The organism is Pseudomonas sp. RHF3.3-3 (genome assembly GCF_048069595.1).
GTDB classification, from domain to species: Bacteria; Pseudomonadota; Gammaproteobacteria; order Pseudomonadales; family Pseudomonadaceae; genus Aquipseudomonas; species Aquipseudomonas fuscovaginae_B.
Genome location: NZ_CP182250.1, coordinates 6,462,418 through 6,479,200, shown reverse-complemented (window position 1 = coordinate 6,479,200; position 16,783 = coordinate 6,462,418). Strand labels below are relative to the sequence as shown.

30 protein-coding genes are annotated in these 16,783 nt (G+C 56.3%); all 30 read left to right on the top strand.

All coding sequences use genetic code 11. The features are described from left to right. Window positions 1–25: 25 nt before the first annotated feature. The 30 genes from tuf to ACMGT0_RS28365 all read left to right on the top strand — a co-directional run bounded on the left by tuf (window position 26) and on the right by ACMGT0_RS28365 (window position 16,720). A complete protein-coding gene (tuf, locus tag ACMGT0_RS28510) occupies window positions 26–1,219 on the top strand; it encodes an elongation factor Tu (RefSeq protein WP_026144793.1) in 1,194 nt (397 codons plus the stop codon). Window positions 1,220–1,377: 158 nt separating this feature from the next. Then, window positions 1,378–1,689, top strand: a complete 312-nt coding sequence (gene rpsJ / locus ACMGT0_RS28505) for a 30S ribosomal protein S10 (protein ID WP_003186070.1) — start codon at window positions 1,378–1,380, stop codon at window positions 1,687–1,689. 81 nt (window positions 1,690–1,770) lie between these two features. Then, window positions 1,771–2,406 (top strand): 50S ribosomal protein L3, encoded by a 636-nt coding sequence (rplC, locus tag ACMGT0_RS28500; protein ID WP_010443950.1) that lies wholly within the window; start codon window positions 1,771–1,773, stop codon window positions 2,404–2,406. A 12-nt stretch (window positions 2,407–2,418) separates the two neighbouring features. Then, on the top strand, window positions 2,419–3,021 hold the full coding sequence (gene rplD / locus ACMGT0_RS28495) for a 50S ribosomal protein L4 (protein ID WP_017901531.1): 603 nt from the start codon (window positions 2,419–2,421) through the stop codon (window positions 3,019–3,021). Beyond that, a complete protein-coding gene (rplW, locus tag ACMGT0_RS28490; RefSeq protein WP_002555488.1) occupies window positions 3,018–3,317 on the top strand; it encodes a 50S ribosomal protein L23 in 300 nt (99 codons plus the stop codon). Before rplD ends, rplW begins: the two co-directional genes overlap by 4 nt. Before the next feature lie 14 nt (window positions 3,318–3,331). Further along, window positions 3,332–4,156 carry a 50S ribosomal protein L2 gene (gene rplB, locus ACMGT0_RS28485; protein ID WP_017901532.1) on the top strand — a complete coding sequence of 275 codons (825 nt, stop codon included), beginning with the start codon at window positions 3,332–3,334 and terminating at the stop codon, window positions 4,154–4,156. A gap of 16 nt (window positions 4,157–4,172) precedes the next feature. After that, complete coding sequence (rpsS, locus tag ACMGT0_RS28480) at window positions 4,173–4,448, top strand: 30S ribosomal protein S19 (RefSeq protein WP_002555486.1); 276 nt, start codon at window positions 4,173–4,175, stop codon at window positions 4,446–4,448. 11 nt (window positions 4,449–4,459) lie between these two features. Continuing rightward, the gene (rplV, locus tag ACMGT0_RS28475; RefSeq protein WP_003304070.1) at window positions 4,460–4,792 is read left to right on the top strand and encodes a 50S ribosomal protein L22; all 333 of its coding nucleotides are present in this window, start codon (window positions 4,460–4,462) and stop codon (window positions 4,790–4,792) included. Window positions 4,793–4,805: 13 nt separating this feature from the next. Then, a complete protein-coding gene (rpsC, locus tag ACMGT0_RS28470; protein ID WP_007924192.1) occupies window positions 4,806–5,492 on the top strand; it encodes a 30S ribosomal protein S3 in 687 nt (228 codons plus the stop codon). Window positions 5,493–5,504: 12 nt separating this feature from the next. Further along, a complete protein-coding gene (gene rplP / locus ACMGT0_RS28465) occupies window positions 5,505–5,918 on the top strand; it encodes a 50S ribosomal protein L16 (RefSeq protein WP_003228729.1) in 414 nt (137 codons plus the stop codon). After that, a complete protein-coding gene (gene rpmC / locus ACMGT0_RS28460; protein WP_002555481.1) occupies window positions 5,918–6,109 on the top strand; it encodes a 50S ribosomal protein L29 in 192 nt (63 codons plus the stop codon). Before rplP ends, rpmC begins: the two co-directional genes overlap by 1 nt. A 2-nt stretch (window positions 6,110–6,111) precedes the next feature. Beyond that, window positions 6,112–6,378 (top strand): 30S ribosomal protein S17, encoded by a 267-nt coding sequence (gene rpsQ / locus ACMGT0_RS28455; RefSeq protein WP_026144794.1) that lies wholly within the window; start codon window positions 6,112–6,114, stop codon window positions 6,376–6,378. A 23-nt stretch (window positions 6,379–6,401) separates the two neighbouring features. After that, window positions 6,402–6,770, top strand: coding sequence for a 50S ribosomal protein L14 (gene rplN, locus ACMGT0_RS28450; RefSeq protein ID WP_009397502.1), 369 nt, complete (start codon window positions 6,402–6,404; stop codon window positions 6,768–6,770). An 11-nt stretch (window positions 6,771–6,781) separates the two neighbouring features. After that, complete coding sequence (rplX, locus tag ACMGT0_RS28445) at window positions 6,782–7,096, top strand: 50S ribosomal protein L24 (protein WP_010443924.1); 315 nt, start codon at window positions 6,782–6,784, stop codon at window positions 7,094–7,096. Between the two features lie 20 nt (window positions 7,097–7,116). Next, window positions 7,117–7,656, top strand: a complete 540-nt coding sequence (gene rplE / locus ACMGT0_RS28440; RefSeq protein ID WP_054059483.1) for a 50S ribosomal protein L5 — start codon at window positions 7,117–7,119, stop codon at window positions 7,654–7,656. 13 nt (window positions 7,657–7,669) lie between these two features. Continuing rightward, complete coding sequence (gene rpsN / locus ACMGT0_RS28435) at window positions 7,670–7,975, top strand: 30S ribosomal protein S14 (RefSeq protein ID WP_017901535.1); 306 nt, start codon at window positions 7,670–7,672, stop codon at window positions 7,973–7,975. Between the two features lie 212 nt (window positions 7,976–8,187). Beyond that, a complete protein-coding gene (gene rpsH / locus ACMGT0_RS28430) occupies window positions 8,188–8,580 on the top strand; it encodes a 30S ribosomal protein S8 (protein WP_017901536.1) in 393 nt (130 codons plus the stop codon). A gap of 12 nt (window positions 8,581–8,592) precedes the next feature. Then, entirely contained in the window at window positions 8,593–9,126 is a 534-nt protein-coding gene (gene rplF, locus ACMGT0_RS28425; protein ID WP_017901537.1) for a 50S ribosomal protein L6, read from the top strand. A gap of 10 nt (window positions 9,127–9,136) precedes the next feature. After that, window positions 9,137–9,487 carry a 50S ribosomal protein L18 gene (rplR, locus tag ACMGT0_RS28420; RefSeq protein WP_017901538.1) on the top strand — a complete coding sequence of 117 codons (351 nt, stop codon included), beginning with the start codon at window positions 9,137–9,139 and terminating at the stop codon, window positions 9,485–9,487. A 3-nt stretch (window positions 9,488–9,490) separates the two neighbouring features. Continuing rightward, window positions 9,491–9,991: a 30S ribosomal protein S5 gene (rpsE, locus tag ACMGT0_RS28415; RefSeq protein WP_017901539.1), complete on the top strand. Its 501-nt coding sequence runs from the start codon at window positions 9,491–9,493 to the stop codon at window positions 9,989–9,991. Window positions 9,992–9,993: 2 nt separating this feature from the next. Further along, window positions 9,994–10,170 (top strand): 50S ribosomal protein L30, encoded by a 177-nt coding sequence (gene rpmD, locus ACMGT0_RS28410; RefSeq protein WP_054059482.1) that lies wholly within the window; start codon window positions 9,994–9,996, stop codon window positions 10,168–10,170. Between the two features lie 3 nt (window positions 10,171–10,173). Beyond that, entirely contained in the window at window positions 10,174–10,608 is a 435-nt protein-coding gene (gene rplO, locus ACMGT0_RS28405; protein ID WP_010220318.1) for a 50S ribosomal protein L15, read from the top strand. Next, entirely contained in the window at window positions 10,609–11,937 is a 1,329-nt protein-coding gene (secY, locus tag ACMGT0_RS28400) for a preprotein translocase subunit SecY (RefSeq protein ID WP_010443917.1), read from the top strand. A gap of 28 nt (window positions 11,938–11,965) precedes the next feature. After that, window positions 11,966–12,082, top strand: a complete 117-nt coding sequence (gene rpmJ / locus ACMGT0_RS28395) for a 50S ribosomal protein L36 (protein ID WP_002555468.1) — start codon at window positions 11,966–11,968, stop codon at window positions 12,080–12,082. A 129-nt stretch (window positions 12,083–12,211) separates the two neighbouring features. Beyond that, the gene (rpsM, locus tag ACMGT0_RS28390; RefSeq protein ID WP_017901542.1) at window positions 12,212–12,568 is read left to right on the top strand and encodes a 30S ribosomal protein S13; all 357 of its coding nucleotides are present in this window, start codon (window positions 12,212–12,214) and stop codon (window positions 12,566–12,568) included. A gap of 30 nt (window positions 12,569–12,598) precedes the next feature. After that, a complete protein-coding gene (gene rpsK, locus ACMGT0_RS28385; RefSeq protein WP_007924177.1) occupies window positions 12,599–12,988 on the top strand; it encodes a 30S ribosomal protein S11 in 390 nt (129 codons plus the stop codon). Between the two features lie 18 nt (window positions 12,989–13,006). Further along, a complete protein-coding gene (gene rpsD, locus ACMGT0_RS28380) occupies window positions 13,007–13,627 on the top strand; it encodes a 30S ribosomal protein S4 (protein WP_017901543.1) in 621 nt (206 codons plus the stop codon). A gap of 22 nt (window positions 13,628–13,649) precedes the next feature. After that, the gene (locus tag ACMGT0_RS28375) at window positions 13,650–14,651 is read left to right on the top strand and encodes a DNA-directed RNA polymerase subunit alpha (RefSeq protein ID WP_003186012.1); all 1,002 of its coding nucleotides are present in this window, start codon (window positions 13,650–13,652) and stop codon (window positions 14,649–14,651) included. Between the two features lie 42 nt (window positions 14,652–14,693). Beyond that, on the top strand, window positions 14,694–15,080 hold the full coding sequence (gene rplQ / locus ACMGT0_RS28370) for a 50S ribosomal protein L17 (protein WP_017901545.1): 387 nt from the start codon (window positions 14,694–14,696) through the stop codon (window positions 15,078–15,080). Between the two features lie 191 nt (window positions 15,081–15,271). After that, window positions 15,272–16,720, top strand: coding sequence for a catalase (locus ACMGT0_RS28365; protein WP_054059481.1), 1,449 nt, complete (start codon window positions 15,272–15,274; stop codon window positions 16,718–16,720). The last annotated feature ends 63 nt before the right edge of the window (window positions 16,721–16,783 follow it).

Sequence of the window (16,783 nt, the reverse complement as noted above, 5' to 3'; positions counted from 1 at the left end):
CCCTTTAGGCAAGGAGTTAATTGTCGTGGCTAAAGAAAAATTTGATCGTTCCCTACCTCACGTCAACGTTGGCACCATCGGTCACGTTGACCACGGTAAAACCACTCTGACCGCTGCTCTGACTCGCGTTTGCTCCGAAGTTTTCGGTTCCGCAGTCGTTGAATTCGACAAGATCGACAGCGCTCCAGAAGAGAAAGCTCGCGGTATCACCATCAACACCGCGCACGTTGAGTACAACTCGAACATTCGTCACTACGCTCACGTTGACTGCCCAGGTCACGCTGACTACGTGAAGAACATGATCACCGGTGCTGCCCAAATGGACGGCGCGATCTTGGTTTGCTCGGCTGCCGATGGTCCGATGCCACAAACTCGTGAGCACATCCTGCTGTCCCGTCAGGTAGGCGTTCCGTACATCGTGGTCTTCCTGAACAAGGCTGACCTGGTTGACGACGCTGAGCTGCTGGAACTGGTCGAGATGGAAGTTCGCGACCTGCTGAGCACCTACGACTTCCCAGGTGATGACACTCCGATCATCATCGGTTCGGCTCGTATGGCGCTGGAAGGCAAAGACGACAACGAAATGGGTACTACCGCTGTCAAGAAGCTGGTAGAAACTCTGGATGCCTACATCCCTGAGCCAGTTCGTGCTATCGACCAGCCATTCCTGATGCCAATCGAAGACGTGTTCTCGATCTCCGGTCGCGGTACCGTAGTTACCGGTCGTATCGAGCGTGGTATCGTCAAGGTCCAGGACCCACTGGAAATCGTTGGTCTGCGTGACACCACCACCACCACCTGCACCGGTGTTGAAATGTTCCGCAAACTGCTCGACGAAGGTCGTGCTGGCGAGAACTGCGGCGTTCTGCTGCGTGGTACCAAGCGTGACGACGTTGAGCGTGGCCAGGTTCTGGTCAAGCCAGGTTCGGTCAAGCCGCACACCAAGTTCACCGCAGAAGTTTACGTTCTGAGCAAGGAAGAAGGCGGTCGTCACACTCCGTTCTTCAAAGGCTACCGTCCACAGTTCTACTTCCGTACTACTGACGTGACCGGTAACTGCGAACTGCCAGAAGGCGTTGAAATGGTAATGCCAGGTGACAACATCCAGATGACTGTCACTCTGATCAAAACCATCGCAATGGAAGACGGTCTGCGTTTCGCAATCCGCGAAGGCGGCCGTACCGTTGGTGCTGGCGTTGTAGCCAAAATCATCGAGTAAGCTTCTCTTTTGAGATAGCTTCGATGCTTTGAAAAAGCCCCCGCTCAGCGGGGGCTTTTTTATTGGGTTGACACCTTATGGGGGCGTCTATAGAATTGCGCCTCCTTTTAACGGGCGTATTGCGCCCGGTGGGAATAGCAGCCGGAGTCTGAAATCCAATGCAAAATCAGCAAATCCGTATCAGGTTGAAGGCTTTTGACCATCGCCTGATCGACCAATCCACCCAGGAAATCGTGGAAACCGCGAAACGTACTGGTGCTCAAGTGCGTGGTCCAATTCCACTGCCTACTCGTAAAGAGCGGTTCACCGTTCTGGTCTCCCCGCACGTCAACAAAGACGCGCGTGACCAGTACGAGATCCGTACTCACAAGCGCGTCCTGGACATCGTCCAGCCAACGGATAAAACCGTTGACGCTCTTATGAAGCTCGATCTTGCGGCAGGCGTGGAAGTGCAGATCAGCCTCGGCTAAGACTCAGGTCTTGGTCGTGTAACGCTCTGAAATGGGCGGCCATAGCGGGTGAAAGCCCCGTACACTCATGAGGTTTACAACATGACTATTGGTGTAGTCGGTCGTAAATGCGGTATGACCCGTATTTTCACCGAAGAAGGTGTCTCCATTCCGGTCACGGTCATCGAGATCGAGCCGAATCGCGTCACCCAGTTCAAAACTGAAGAAACCGATGGCTACCGTGCAGTGCAAGTCACTGTCGGCGAGCGTCGCGCTTCGCGTGTTACAGCAGCTCAAGCGGGCCACTTCGCCAAGGCGAACGTAGCCGCTGGTCGCACCGTCCTGGAATTCCGTCTTGAAGAAGGCGAATACAAGGCTGGCGATCTGATCAATGCTGAAATCTTCGCCGCTGGCCAACTGGTTGATGTAACCGGTCAGTCCAAGGGTAAAGGCTTCGCCGGTACGATCAAGCGTTGGAATTTCCGCGGGCAAGATAACACCCACGGTAACTCCGTATCCCACCGCGTTCCAGGCTCTATCGGCCAGTGCCAGACTCCTGGTCGTGTATTCAAGGGCAAGAAAATGTCCGGTCACATGGGCGCTGAGCGCGTGACCGTGCAGTCCCTGGAAGTAGTGCGCGTGGACGCTGAACGCAATCTGTTGTTGGTCAAGGGCGCTGTTCCTGGCGCTACTGGCGGCAACGTGGTTGTACGTCCAGCAGCCAAGGCTCGCGGTTAAGGGGAAGCTGACATGCAATTAAATGTAAATGGCGCTCAAGCGATCGAAGTTTCCGAACTGACATTTGGCGGCGAATTCAACGAGACGCTGGTTCACCAAGCAGTCGTGGCCTACATGGCTGGCGGCCGTCAAGGTAGCAAGCAGCAGAAGACCCGTTCCGACGTTTCCGGTGGCGGCAAGCGCCCATGGCGTCAGAAAGGTACTGGCCGTGCTCGTGCCGGTACTATCCGTAGCCCAATCTGGCGTGGCGGTGGTACCACTTTCGCAGCTCGTCCTCAGGATCACTCCCAGAAGCTGAACAAGAAGATGTATCGCGCAGCCCTGCGCTCCATCCTTGCTGAGCTGGTGCGTACTGATCGTCTGGTCGTTGTTCAGGATTTCGCTGTTGAAACCCCGAAAACCAAAGACCTGCTGAGCAAACTGACTGGCCTGAGCCTGACCGACGTTCTGATCGTGTCTGACGCTGTTGACCAGAACCTGTACCTGGCTGCTCGCAACCTGCCACACGTCGACGTTCGTGACGTGCAGGGTTCCGATCCGGTCAGTCTGATCGCATACGACAAGGTGTTGATCACCGTGTCGGCCGTGAAGAAATTCGAGGAGCTGCTGGGATGAACCAGGAACGCGTATTTAAAGTTCTGCTTGGCCCGCACGTTTCCGAGAAGGCTACGGTTCTGGCAGACAAGAAAGGCCAGTTCGTTTTCAAGGTTGCGACCGACGCAACCAAGCTGGAAATCAAGAAGGCCGTCGAAAGCCTGTTCAGCGTGAAAGTAGAGCGCGTGACTACCCTGAACGTTCTGGGTAAGAGCAAGCGTACCGCTCGCGGTCTGGGCAAGCGTAATGACTGGAAGAAGGCAGTTATCTCCCTTCAGCCAGGCCAAGATCTCGATTTCAGCAGCAGTGCTGAGTAAGGAAGGGGTGCATCATGGCAATCGTTAAATGCAAACCGACTTCCCCTGGCCGCCGTTTTGTGGTCAAGGTGGTCAACCAGGAGCTGCACAAAGGCGCTCCTCACGCACCGCTGCTCGAGAAAAAATCGAAGTCTGGTGGTCGTAACAACAATGGCCGCATCACTACTCGTCACGTAGGTGGTGGTCATAAGCAGCATTACCGTCTGGTCGACTTCCGTCGCAACGATAAAGATGGCATCGCTGCCACTGTCGAGCGTATCGAATACGATCCAAACCGTACTGCTCACATCGCTCTGCTGCTGTACGCAGACGGCGAGCGTCGCTACATCATCGCCCCTAAAGGCGTGAGTGCTGGCGACCAGCTGATCGCAGGTGCTCTGGCTCCAATCAAGCCAGGCAACACCCTGCAGCTGCGCAACATCCCAGTGGGTTCGACCGTACACGGTATCGAACTGAAACCAGGCAAGGGTGCACAGATCGCTCGTTCCGCTGGTGCTTCGGCTCAGCTGATCGCTCGTGAAGGCGTGTACGTTACCCTGCGTCTGCGTTCCGGCGAAATGCGTAAAGTGCTGTCGGAATGCCGTGCAACGCTGGGCGAAGTCTCGAACTCCGAGCACAGCCTGCGTTCCCTGGGTAAAGCCGGTGCCAAACGCTGGCGTGGCGTTCGCCCAACCGTTCGTGGTGTTGCCATGAACCCGGTTGACCACCCACATGGTGGTGGTGAAGGTCGTACCTCCGGTGGTCGTCATCCGGTATCGCCATGGGGCTTCCCGACTAAGGGCGCGAAGACTCGTGGTAATAAGCGTACCGACAACATGATCGTCCGTCGTCGCAAGTAAATAGAGGGATACGACAGTGCCACGTTCTCTGAAAAAAGGTCCTTTTATCGATCTTCACCTACTGAAGAAGATCGAAGTGGCGGCGGAGAAGAACGATCGCAAACCAGTTAAGACCTGGTCGCGCCGTTCCATGATCCTGCCACAAATGGTCGGTCTGACCATCGCTGTGCATAACGGTCGTCAGCATGTCCCAGTTCTGGTGAACGAAGACATGGTCGGTCACAAACTGGGCGAATTTGCCGGCACCCGTACCTATCGTGGTCACGTGGCCGACAAGAAAGCCAAGCGTTAAGGGGTTAGGAAATGGAAGTAGCCGCTAAGTTGTCGGGCGCTCGAATCTCCGCCCAGAAAGCCCGCTTGGTCGCCGACCAGATCCGCGGGAAGAAGGTGGGCGATGCGCTCAACCTGCTGGCTTTCAGCAGTAAGAAAGCCGCCGAGATCATGAAAAAAGTGCTGGAGTCGGCCGTAGCCAACGCCGAGCATAACGAAGGCGCTGACGTTGATGACCTGAAGGTCAGCACCGTTTTCGTCAACGAAGGGCGTTCGCTGAAGCGCATCATGCCACGTGCCAAGGGCCGTGCTGATCGCATCGTCAAGCGGTCTTGCCATATCACTGTCAAGGTTGCTGACAAGTAACGGAGTCGAAGAGATGGGTCAGAAAGTACATCCCATTGGCATTCGCCTGGGAATCGTCAAGGAGCACACCTCCGTCTGGTACGCAGACGGTCGCACTTACGCGGACTATCTGCTTGCAGATCTGAACGTGCGTGAGTACCTCCAGGACAAACTAAAAAGCGCGTCCGTAAGCCGTATCGATATCCATCGTCCGGCCCAAACCGCACGCATCACCATCCACACCGCTCGTCCAGGTATCGTTATCGGGAAGAAAGGTGAAGATGTTGAAAAACTGCGTCAGGACCTGACCAAGCAAATGGGTGTGCCTGTGCACATCAATATCGAAGAGATCCGCAAGCCGGAGCTCGACGGTATGCTGGTTGCGCAGAGCGTAGCTCAGCAGCTGGAGCGTCGCGTCATGTTCCGTCGTGCCATGAAGCGCGCCGTACAGAACGCCATGCGCATTGGTGCCAAGGGCATCAAGATCCAGGTGAGCGGTCGTCTCGGCGGTGCTGAGATCGCACGTACTGAATGGTATCGCGAAGGTCGTGTGCCACTGCACACCCTGCGTGCCGATATCGACTATGCCACCTACGAAGCTCACACCACCTACGGTGTGATCGGTGTCAAGGTTTGGATCTTCAAGGGCGAAGTAATTGGTGGTCGCCAGGAAGAGCTGAAGCCGCAAGCACCAGCGCCTCGTAAAAAAGCTGCCAAGTAAGGGGTACGCCAAATGTTGCAACCAAAGCGTACGAAGTTCCGCAAGCAGATGACCGGCCACAACCGTGGTCTGGCACTGCGCGGTAGCAAAGTCAGCTTCGGCGAGTTCGCGCTGAAGTCTGTTGCTCGCGGTCGTCTCACCGCCCGTCAGATCGAGTCGGCACGTCGTGCCCTGACCCGTCACGTAAAACGTGGCGGCAAGATCTGGATCCGTGTATTCCCGGACAAGCCTATCTCCAAGAAGCCCCTCGAAGTTCGTATGGGTAAAGGTAAGGGTAACGTCGAGTACTGGGTTGCCCAGATTCAGCCAGGCAAGGTCCTGTATGAAATCGAGGGTGTTTCTGAAGAGCTGGCGCGTGAGGCTTTCGCCCTGGCTGCTGCAAAGCTGCCTCTCGCCACCTCCTTTGTTAAACGGACGGTGATGTGATGAAAGCGAATGAACTTCGTGAAAAATCCGCACAGCAGCTGAACGAGCAACTGCTCGGCCTGCTGCGCGACCAGTTCAATCTGCGCATGCAGAAAGCAACTGGCCAGTTGGGGCAGTCTCACCTGCTCTCGCAAGTTAAGCGCGATATCGCTCGTGTGAAAACTGTGCTCAACCAGCAGGCAGGTAAGTGATCATGGCTGAAGCCGAAAAGACCGTCCGTACGCTGACTGGCCGTGTTGTCAGCGACAAAATGGACAAGACCATCACCGTTCTGATCGAGCGTCGCGTCAAGCACCCGATCTACGGTAAATACGTTAAGCGTTCGACTAAGCTGCACGCGCACGACGAAACCAACCAGTGCCACATCGGCGACAAGGTCTCCATCCGTGAGACCCGTCCGCTGGCCAAGACCAAGTCTTGGGCGCTGGTCGAGGTTATCGAACGCGCTGTGGAAGTCTAAGGGCTAGGGGTCGGAGAAATTATATGATTCAGACTCAATCCATGCTCGATGTGGCCGATAACAGCGGCGCTCGTCGCGTTATGTGCATCAAGGTGCTTGGTGGCTCCCATCGTCGTTACGCAGCTATCGGTGACATCATCAAAGTTACCGTGAAGGAAGCAATTCCTCGCGGTAAGGTGAAAAAAGGCCAGGTGATGACTGCTGTTGTAGTCCGCACCCGTCACGGCGTTCGCCGTGCTGATGGCTCGATTATCCGCTTTGATGGCAACGCTGCTGTTCTGCTGAACAACAAGCAAGAGCCGATCGGCACCCGTATCTTTGGGCCAGTGACCCGTGAACTTCGCTCTGAGAAGTTCATGAAGATCGTCTCGCTCGCCCCAGAAGTGCTGTAAGGAGATCCGACATGCAAAAGATTCGTCGTGACGACGAGATCATCGTGATCGCCGGCAAAGACAAAGGCAAGCGCGGTAAGGTGCTTAAGGTTCTGGCTGACGACCGTCTGGTCGTCGGTGGCCTGAACCTGGTCAAGCGTCATACCAAGCCTAACCCGATGTCGGGCGTACAGGGCGGTATCGTCGAGAAAGAAGCGCCACTGCACGCTTCCAACGTCGCCATTTTCAACAGCGAAACCAACAAGGCTGACCGCGTTGGTTTCAAAGTAGAAGACGGCAAAAAAATTCGTGTCTTCAAGTCGACCCAAAAAGCGGTTGATGCTTGAACACTGCTAGGTAGAAGACCATGGCACGACTGAAAGAGATTTACCGGAACGAAATCGCTCCCAAGCTTAAGGAAGAACTTAAGCTGGTGAACGTGATGGAAGTCCCGCGCATTACCAAAATCACCCTGAACATGGGTCTGGGCGAAGCGATCGGCGACAAGAAAGTCATCGAGCACGCTGTTGCTGACCTGGAAAAGATCACCGGCCAGAAGGTCGTCGTGACTCACGCTCGCAAATCCATCGCAGGCTTCAAAGTCCGCGAAGGTTGGCCGATCGGTGTCAAGGTGACCCTGCGTCGCGATCGTATGTATGAGTTCCTGGATCGTCTGCTGTCGATCTCCCTGCCTCGGGTTCGCGACTTCCGCGGCCTGAATGCCAAGTCCTTCGACGGTCGTGGCAACTACAGCATGGGCGTGAAAGAGCAGATCATCTTCCCGGAAATCGACTACGACAAGATCGATGCTCTCCGCGGTCTGGACATTACCCTGACCACCACTGCCAAGACGGATGAAGAAGGTCGCGCCCTGCTGCGTGCTTTCAAATTCCCGTTCCGCAACTGATTGGAGTAGGAAAATGGCCAAGAAGAGCATGAAGAACCGTGAGCTGAAGCGTCAGCTCACCGTTGCCAAGTACGCCACCAAGCGTGCAGCGCTCAAAGCTATCATCGTCGACCTGAACGCAAGTCCAGAAGCACGTTGGGAAGCTTCGATCGCTCTGCAGAAGCAGCCACGTGACGCCAGCGCCTCGCGCCTGCGTAACCGCTGCCGCCTGACTGGTCGTCCGCACGGCGTTTACCGCAAGTTCGGCCTGGGCCGTAACAAGCTGCGTGAAGCCGCCATGCGGGGTGACGTACCAGGTCTGGTCAAAGCCAGCTGGTAAGCCGCACTTCCTCAGTCGCCCTGGTCGGGCTCGCAAGATCCTGACCGGTGGTGACCTGGAGTCTGAATCAAGCCCCTTTTGGGGCTTGATTCATTTCTGGCGTATGTCTAGAATGACCGGCTCGCCTGAGCCTGCACTTTTTACGTGTGAAGCAGCTCGGCGACAGTTGCAGCCGCAAGGCTCATTTTTTTTGTATCAGGAGCATCTAGCCCATGAGTATGCAGGACCCGTTAGCGGACATGCTAACTCGAATCCGTAATGCCCAGATGGCTGAAAAGTCCGTCGTAAGCATGCCGTCTTCCACGCTGAAGGTGGCTGTAGCAAAAGTCCTGAAGGACGAAGGTTACATTGCGGGTTTTCAGGTAACCACCGACGCCAAGCCGTCGCTGTCCATCGAGCTGAAGTACTTCGAAGGCCGTCCGGTCATCGAGGAAGTGAAGCGCGTTAGCCGTCCAGGCCTGCGTCAGTACAAGTCCGTCGAAGAACTGCCGAAAGTACGTGGCGGTCTGGGCGTGTCTATCGTCTCCACCAACAAGGGTGTGATGACTGATCGTGCTGCGCGCGCTGCCGGTGTCGGCGGCGAAGTTCTTTGCACAGTGTTCTAAGGGGGGATAAGCATGTCTCGCGTCGCTAAGAACCCCGTTAAGCTGCCAGCTGGTGTCGAAGTCAAATTCGCCGGCCAACAGCTTTCGGTGAAGGGTGCCAAGGGCACTCTCGAACTGAATGTCCATTCGTCCGTCGAGATCGTCCAGGAAGCTGGTGAGCTGCGTTTCGCCGCTCGCAACGGCGACCAGCAGACTCGCGCAATGGCTGGTACCACGCGTGCGTTGGTCAACAACATGGTCCAGGGCGTTAGCCAAGGCTTCGAGCGCAAGCTCCAGCTGGTCGGTGTTGGTTACAAGGCACAAGCAAAAGGTTCGGTCCTGAACCTGGCCCTTGGCTTCTCGCACCCAGTGGATTACGAACTGCCGGAAGGCATCACCGCTGAAACGCCTAGCCAGACCGACATCCTGATCAAGGGTATCGACAAGCAGCTGGTAGGTCAGGTGGCCGCCGAGATCCGCGACTTCCGTCCACCAGAGCCTTACAAAGGTAAAGGTGTGCGCTACGCGGACGAAGTCGTCCGTCGTAAAGAAGCCAAGAAGAAGTAGGGCATAGCAAATGACCGACAAAAAAGTTACTCGACTGCGTCGCGCTCGCAAAGCACGCCTGAAAATGCACGAACTCGAAGTCGTGCGTCTCTGCGTGTTCCGCTCTTCGCAGCACATCTACGCCCAGGTCATTTCGGCCGACGGCAACAAGGTCCTGGCCAGCGCCTCGACTTTGGATAAAGAACTGCGTGATGGTGCCACCGGCAACATCGACGCGGCCACTAAGGTTGGCCAGCTGGTCGCTTCGCGTGCTAAAGCCGCAGGCGTCTCGCAGGTGGCTTTCGACCGCTCTGGCTTCAAGTACCACGGCCGCGTCAAGGCGCTGGCTGAGGCTGCTCGTGAAGCTGGGCTGGAGTTCTAAGTTATGTCCAATAACGACCAAAAGCGCGACGAAGGCTACATCGAGAAGCTGGTTCAAGTTAACCGCGTAGCCAAAACCGTAAAAGGTGGCCGTATCTTCACTTTCACCGCGTTGACCGTGGTAGGTGATGGTAAGGGCCGTGTAGGCTTCGGCCGTGGCAAGTCCCGTGAAGTGCCTGCTGCGATCCAGAAGGCCATGGAAGCGGCTCGCCGCAACATGATCCAGGTGGACCTGAACGGCACCACTCTGCAGTACGCCACGAAGTCCGCCCACGGCGCTTCGAAGGTCTACATGCAGCCTGCATCTGAAGGTACCGGTATCATCGCTGGCGGCGCTATGCGTGCTGTCCTCGAAGTTGCTGGCGTTCAGAACGTTCTGGCCAAGTGCTACGGCTCGACCAACCCGGTAAACGTGGTTCACGCCACTTTCAAAGGTCTGAAAGCCATGCAGTCCCCTGAGTCCATTGCTGCCAAGCGCGGCAAAACTGCAGCGGAGATCCTGTGATCATGGCAACCGTAAAAGTAACGCTGATCAAAAGCACCAACGGCCGCATCCCTAGCCACAAACTGTGCGTGAAGGGTCTGGGTCTGCGTCGCATCGGTCACACTGTAGAAGTCCAGGATACTCCCGAGAACCGCGGGATGATCAACAAGGCTTACTACATGCTGCGTGTCGAGGGTTAATCGATGAAACTCAATGATCTGAGTCCAGCGCCGGGTTCCCGTCGCGAAAAGCATCGTCCGGGCCGTGGTATCGGTAGCGGTTTGGGTAAGACTGGTGGCCGTGGCCACAAAGGTCAGACCTCCCGTTCCGGTGGCACCATCGCTCCAGGCTTTGAAGGCGGTCAACAGCCGCTGCATCGTCGCCTGCCGAAGTTCGGCTTCGTTTCCCTGAAAGCCATGGACCGCGCAGAAGTGCGTCTGTCCGAGCTGGCCAAGGTGGAAGGCGACGTCGTAACCGTGCAGTCCCTGAAAGATGCCAACGTGATCAACCAGAACGTACAGCGTGTGAAAATCATGCTGTCGGGCGAAGTGACTCGCGCTGTAACTATCAAGGGCATCGCCGCCACCAAGGGTGCGCGTGCGGCTATCGAAGCAGCTGGCGGCAAGTTCGAGGAATAAATGGCTAAGCAAGGTGCTCTCTCAGCGCTCAGCAAAGGCGGGTTATCCGAGCTCTGGGCTCGTCTGCGTTTCCTGTTCCTGGCGATTATCGTCTACCGGATAGGTGCGCACATCCCAGTTCCAGGTATCAACCCGGACCGGCTGGCGGACCTGTTTCGACAGAATGAGGGGACCATTCTTAGCTTGTTCAACATGTTTTCCGGCGGCGCGCTGGAGCGGATGAGTATCTTTGCACTGGGGATCATGCCGTACATTTCGGCATCGATCATCATGCAACTGATGACCGCTATCAGCCCGCAGCTGGAGCAGTTGAAGAAGGAAGGTGAGGCTGGTCGTCGCAAGATCAGCCAGTACACCCGCTATGGCACCGTCGTCCTGGCCCTTGTTCAAGCCATTGGCATGTCCATTGGCCTGGCTGGTCAGGGCGTAGCTTTTTCTGCTGATTTCGGCTTCCATTTCGTCGCGGTGTCCACGTTCGTGGCTGGCGCGATGTTCATGATGTGGCTGGGTGAGCAGATTACGGAGCGCGGTGTTGGCAACGGTATCTCGATGCTGATTTTTTCGGGTATCGTCGCCGGTCTTCCGAGAGCGATCGGGCAGTCTTTCGAGTCTGCGCGTCAGGGTGATATCAACATTTTCGCCCTGGTTGCCATCGGTTTGCTGGCAGTAGCGATTATCGGTTTCGTGGTGTTCATTGAGCGTGGCCAGCGTCGTATTGCTGTTCACTACGCCAAGCGTCAGCAGGGCCGCAAGGTCTTCGCTGCGCAGACCAGCCACTTGCCGCTGAAAGTGAATATGGCCGGTGTGATTCCAGCTATCTTCGCGAGCAGCATCTTGCTGTTTCCGGCTTCGTTGGGTGCCTGGTTCGGTCAGTCTGAAGGTATGGGCTGGTTGCAGGACATCTCGCAGTCGATCGCTCCTGGTCAGCCGTTGAATATTCTGCTGTTTAGTGCAGGGATTATTTTCTTCTGCTTCTTCTATACGGCGTTGATGTTCAATCCGAAAGACGTAGCGGAAAACCTGAAGAAGTCCGGTGCCTTTATTCCGGGTATCCGTCCAGGCGAGCAGTCGGCACGCTACATTGATGGCGTTCTGACCCGTTTGACCATGTTCGGTGCTCTATATATGACGGCCGTGTGCCTGTTGCCCCAGTTTCTGGTGGTTGCAGCAAACGTTCCGTTCTACCTTGGCGGGACCTCGTTGCTGATCGTGGTCGTGGTTGTGATGGACTTCATGTCCCAAGTGCAATCTCACCTCGTTTCGCACCAGTACGAATCCCTGATGAAGAAAGCCAACCTGAAGGGCTACGGCAGCGGCATGCTGCGCTGAAGCACCCATAAGGTTCGAGGAGTTGGTGATGAAAGTTCGTGCATCGGTGAAAAAGCTGTGCCGTAACTGCAAGATTATTCGCCGCGAAGGTGTGGTTCGAGTAATTTGCAGCGCGGAACCGCGTCACAAACAGCGCCAAGGCTGAGTGTGATCTGCTTGAAGCCCAGCAGCTAGTGCGCTGCTGGGTTGATTATTTGTTATTACAGCGATATTATCTCGCGCCCTATTTCTTGGCTTCCGGGGCGTAGGTAGCTGTCAATTGGAGTCCCACTGAATGGCCCGTATTGCAGGCGTTAACATTCCAGATAACAAGCACACTGTTATCTCGCTGACCTACATCTATGGTGTTGGTCGCACTACTGCACAGCAGATCTGTGCAGTGACTGGGGTCAACCCAGCCGCGAAGATCAAGGATCTGAGCGACGAGCAGATTGAACAGCTGCGTGGCGAAGTGGCGAAGTTCACCACTGAAGGTGACCTGCGTCGCGAAATCAACATGAAAATCAAGCGCTTGATGGACCTGGGCTGCTACCGCGGTCTGCGTCATCGTAAAGGTCTGCCAGTGCGCGGTCAGCGTACCAAGACCAACGCGCGTACTCGCAAAGGTCCGCGTAAGCCGATCCGCAAGTAATCGCACCAGCGAATCGACAGGAATTTAGTCATGGCAAAACCTGCTGCTCGTCCTCGTAAGAAAATTAAAAAGACAGTGGTTGATGGCATCGCCCACATCCACGCGTCTTTCAACAACACCATCGTGACCATCACCGATCGTCAAGGTAATGCTCTGTCCTGGGCTACCTCCGGCGGTTCGGGTTTCCGCGGTTCCCGTAAGTCCACCCCGTTCGCTGCCCAGGTTGCCGCTGAACGTGCTGGCCAAGCTGCGCTGGAATATGGCCTGAAGAACCTCGACGTCAACGTCAAGGGCCCAGGTCCAGGTCGTGAGTCCGCTGTCCGTGCTCTGAACGGCTGTGGCTATAAGATCGCCAGCATCACCGACGTGACGCCAATCCCGCACAACGGGTGCCGTCCGCCGAAGAAGCGCCGCGTGTAATCCAGGAGATTGTAAAGAATGGCTCGTTACATTGGTCCAAAATGCAAATTGGCTCGTCGCGAAGGCACCGACCTCTTCCTGAAGAGCGGCGTGCGCGCTATCGAATCCAAGTGCAACATCGAAGCAGCTCCTGGTATCCACGGCCAGCGTCGCGGTCGTCAGTCCGACTACGGCACCCAGCTGCGTGAGAAGCAAAAAGTTCGTCGTATCTACGGCGTACTCGAGCGTCAGTTCAGCGGCTACTATAAGCAAGCTGCTGGCAAGAAAGGTGCAACCGGTGAAAACCTGCTGCAACTGCTCGAGTGCCGTCTGGACAACGTCGTATACCGCATGGGCTTCGGCTCGACTCGTGCCGAATCGCGTCAGCTGGTATCGCACAAGTCCATCAGCGTTAACGGCAAGACCGTAAACGTTCCGTCCTACCAGGTTCGTGCTGGTGACGTGGTTGCTGTTCGCGAAAAGGCGAAGAACCAACTGCGTATCGTCCAGGCCCTGGAACTGTGTGCTCAGCGTGGCCGCGTAGAATGGGTAGATGTGGACACTGACAAGAAGTCGGGCGTTTTCAAAAGCGTTCCTGCTCGCAGTGACCTCTCCGCCGACATCAACGAAAGCCTGATTGTCGAGCTCTACTCCAAGTAAGGGCTAGAAAATAGGTGCATCCATGCAGATTTCGGTAAATGAGTTCCTGACACCCCGTCACATCGACGTGCAGGTTGTCAGTCCAACCCGCGCTAAGATCACTCTCGAGCCTCTCGAGCGTGGTTTTGGCCACACCCTGGGCAACGCGCTGCGCCGCATCCTGTTGTCCTCAATGCCAGGCTGTGCAGTAGTCGAGGCCGAGATTGACGGTGTGCTCCACGAGTACAGCGCCATCGAAGGTGTACAGGAAGATGTCATTGAAATCCTGTTGAACCTTAAAGGTCTGGCTATCAAGCTGCACGGCCGTGACGAAGTTACGCTGACCTTGTCGAAGAAGGGTTCGGGGGTGGTTACCGCTGCCGATATTCAGCTGGATCATGATGTCGAGATCGTTAACCCCGATCACGTAATCGCCAACCTGGCGTCCAATGGCGCCTTGAACATGAAGCTCACCGTAGCTCGTGGCCGTGGCTATGAACCAGCAGACTCGCGTCAGAGCGATGAAGACGAAAGCCGCAGCATCGGTCGCTTGCAGCTCGACTCTTCGTTCAGCCCGGTTCGCCGTATCGCCTACGTGGTGGAAAACGCCCGTGTCGAACAGCGTACCAACCTGGACAAACTGGTTATTGATCTGGAAACCAACGGTACCCTGGATCCTGAAGAGGCTATCCGTCGTGCTGCAACCATCCTGCAACAGCAGTTGGCTGCGTTCGTCGACCTCAAGGGTGACAGTGAGCCAGTGGTTGTCGAGCAGGAAGACGAGATCGATCCGATCCTGCTTCGCCCGGTTGACGATCTGGAACTGACTGTACGTTCGGCTAACTGCCTTAAGGCGGAAAACATCTACTACATCGGCGACCTGATTCAGCGTACCGAAGTAGAGCTGTTGAAGACTCCGAACCTGGGCAAGAAATCCTTGACCGAAATCAAGGATGTTCTGGCCTCCCGCGGTCTGTCCCTCGGCATGCGCCTCGATAACTGGCCGCCTGCAAGTCTTAAGAAGGACGACAAGGCGACTGCCTGATCGTCGTAATCACCGAACGTAGTGTTTGGTAAGGAATGAACCATGCGTCATCGTAAAAGTGGACGTCACCTGAGCCGCACCAGCTCGCACCGCAAAGCCATGTTCCAAAACATGGCTGTGTCGCTGTTCGAGCACGAGCTGATCAAAACCACTCTGCCAAAAGCCAAGGAACTGCGCCGCGTTGCCGAGCCGCTGATCACCCTGGCTAAAGTAGACAGCGTTGCTAACCGCCGTCTGGCTTTCGACCGTACTCGTTCGAAAGCTATCGTTGGTAAGCTCTTCAACGACCTGGGCAAGCGTTACGCTACCCGTCAGGGTGGCTACCTGCGCATCCTGAAGTGCGGTTTCCGCGCTGGCGACAACGCTCCTATGGCGTACGTCGAGTTGGTTGATCGTGCTACTGCTGGCGATGCTGTATCTGCCGAGTAAGACGTCAGTCTGAAACAGAAAACCGGGCCCAGTGCCCGGTTTTTTGTGCCTGCTATAAAGGCACAGGTTGTTAATAGTTGTTAACTATTGCCTTTGATGGATTAATGCATTTGTTCCTGTAACCTTCATGGTCAATACTTCCCCTCAGCCGATTAGCCGGCAGCACCAAGACCCAGAGAGGAAGGATGAGTATGAGCCAGAACAAAACGCTGACGACCGCCAGCGGCGCTCCCGTCGCAGATAACCAGAATTCCCGTTCCGCCGGCCCGCGTGGCCCGCTGCTGCTCGACGACTTTCACCTGATCGAGAAGCTTGCCCACTTCAACCGTGAGAACATCCCTGAGCGTCGCGTACACGCCAAGGGTTCGGGTGCCTACGGTACCTTCACCGTTACCAGGGACATCACCCAGTACACCAGCGCCAAGCTGTTCGAGGCGATCGGCAAGAAGACCGAGACCTTCCTGCGTTTCTCCACCGTCGGTGGCGAGCGTGGCTCGGCCGATACCGAGCGCGATCCACGGGGTTTCGCCCTGAAGTTCTACACCGAGGAAGGTAACTGGGACATCGTCGGCAACAACACGCCGGTGTTCTTCATTCGCGACCCGCTGAAGTTTCCAGATTTCATCCACACCCAGAAACGCCTGCCGCAAAGCAACCTGAAAAGCGCGCAGATGATGTGGGACTTCTGGTCGCACTCGCCTGAGGCATTGCACCAGATCACCATCCTGTTCTCCGATCGCGGGATTCCGGATGGCTACCGCCACATGCACGGTTTTGGCAGCCACACCTACAGCCTGATCAACGCCAAGGGCGAGCGTCACTGGGTGAAATGGCACTACAAGACCAAGCAGGGCATCAAGAACCTGGCGCCGGCCGAGGCGGCACGCCTGGCAGGTACCGATCCGGATTATGCCCAGCGTGACCTGTTCAACGCCATCGAGCGTGGCGATTTCCCGAAATGGCGCGTGTGCATCCAGGTCATGACCGAGGCCCAGGCGGCGGCACACTACGAGAACCCGTTCGACGTGACCAAGACCTGGTCGCAGAAGGAGTTCCCGTTGATCGAAGTCGGTGAGCTGGAACTGAACCGCAACCCGCTGAACTACTTCGCTGAAGTCGAGCAGGCGGCCTTCGGTCCAAGCAATATGGTCCCGGGTGTCGGCCTGTCGCCAGACCGCATGCTGCAAGGCCGCGTATTCGCCTACGCCGATGCCCACCGCTATCGCGTCGGTACCAACCACCAGCAACTGCCGGTGAACGCGCCACGCAGTCCGGTCAACAGCTACCAGCGCGACGGTGCCATGGCCTTTGGCAGCAACGGCGGTGCCGCGCCGAACTACGAGCCCAACAGCTACGCCGATGCGCCGAAACAGGCTCCTCGCTACGCTGAGCCGGCACTGGCCCTGAGTGGTGCCGCAGATCGCTACGATCATCGCGAAGATACCGACTACTTCAGCCATGCCGGTGCGCTGTTCCGGTTGATGAACGACGAACAGAAGGCGCTGTTGATCAGCAACATCGCCGGTGCGATGGCCGGTGTGTCCGATGACGTGGTGCAGCGCCAACTGCAGTATTTCTTCAAGGCCGACCCGGCTTATGGTGAAGGTGTCGCGAAAGCGTTGGGAGTAGTGCTGAAGTAAGTCTAAACGAGAAGCAGAACCGCCCTCAATTGGGCGGTTTTTCGCTTCAAATCGATGGTTTTT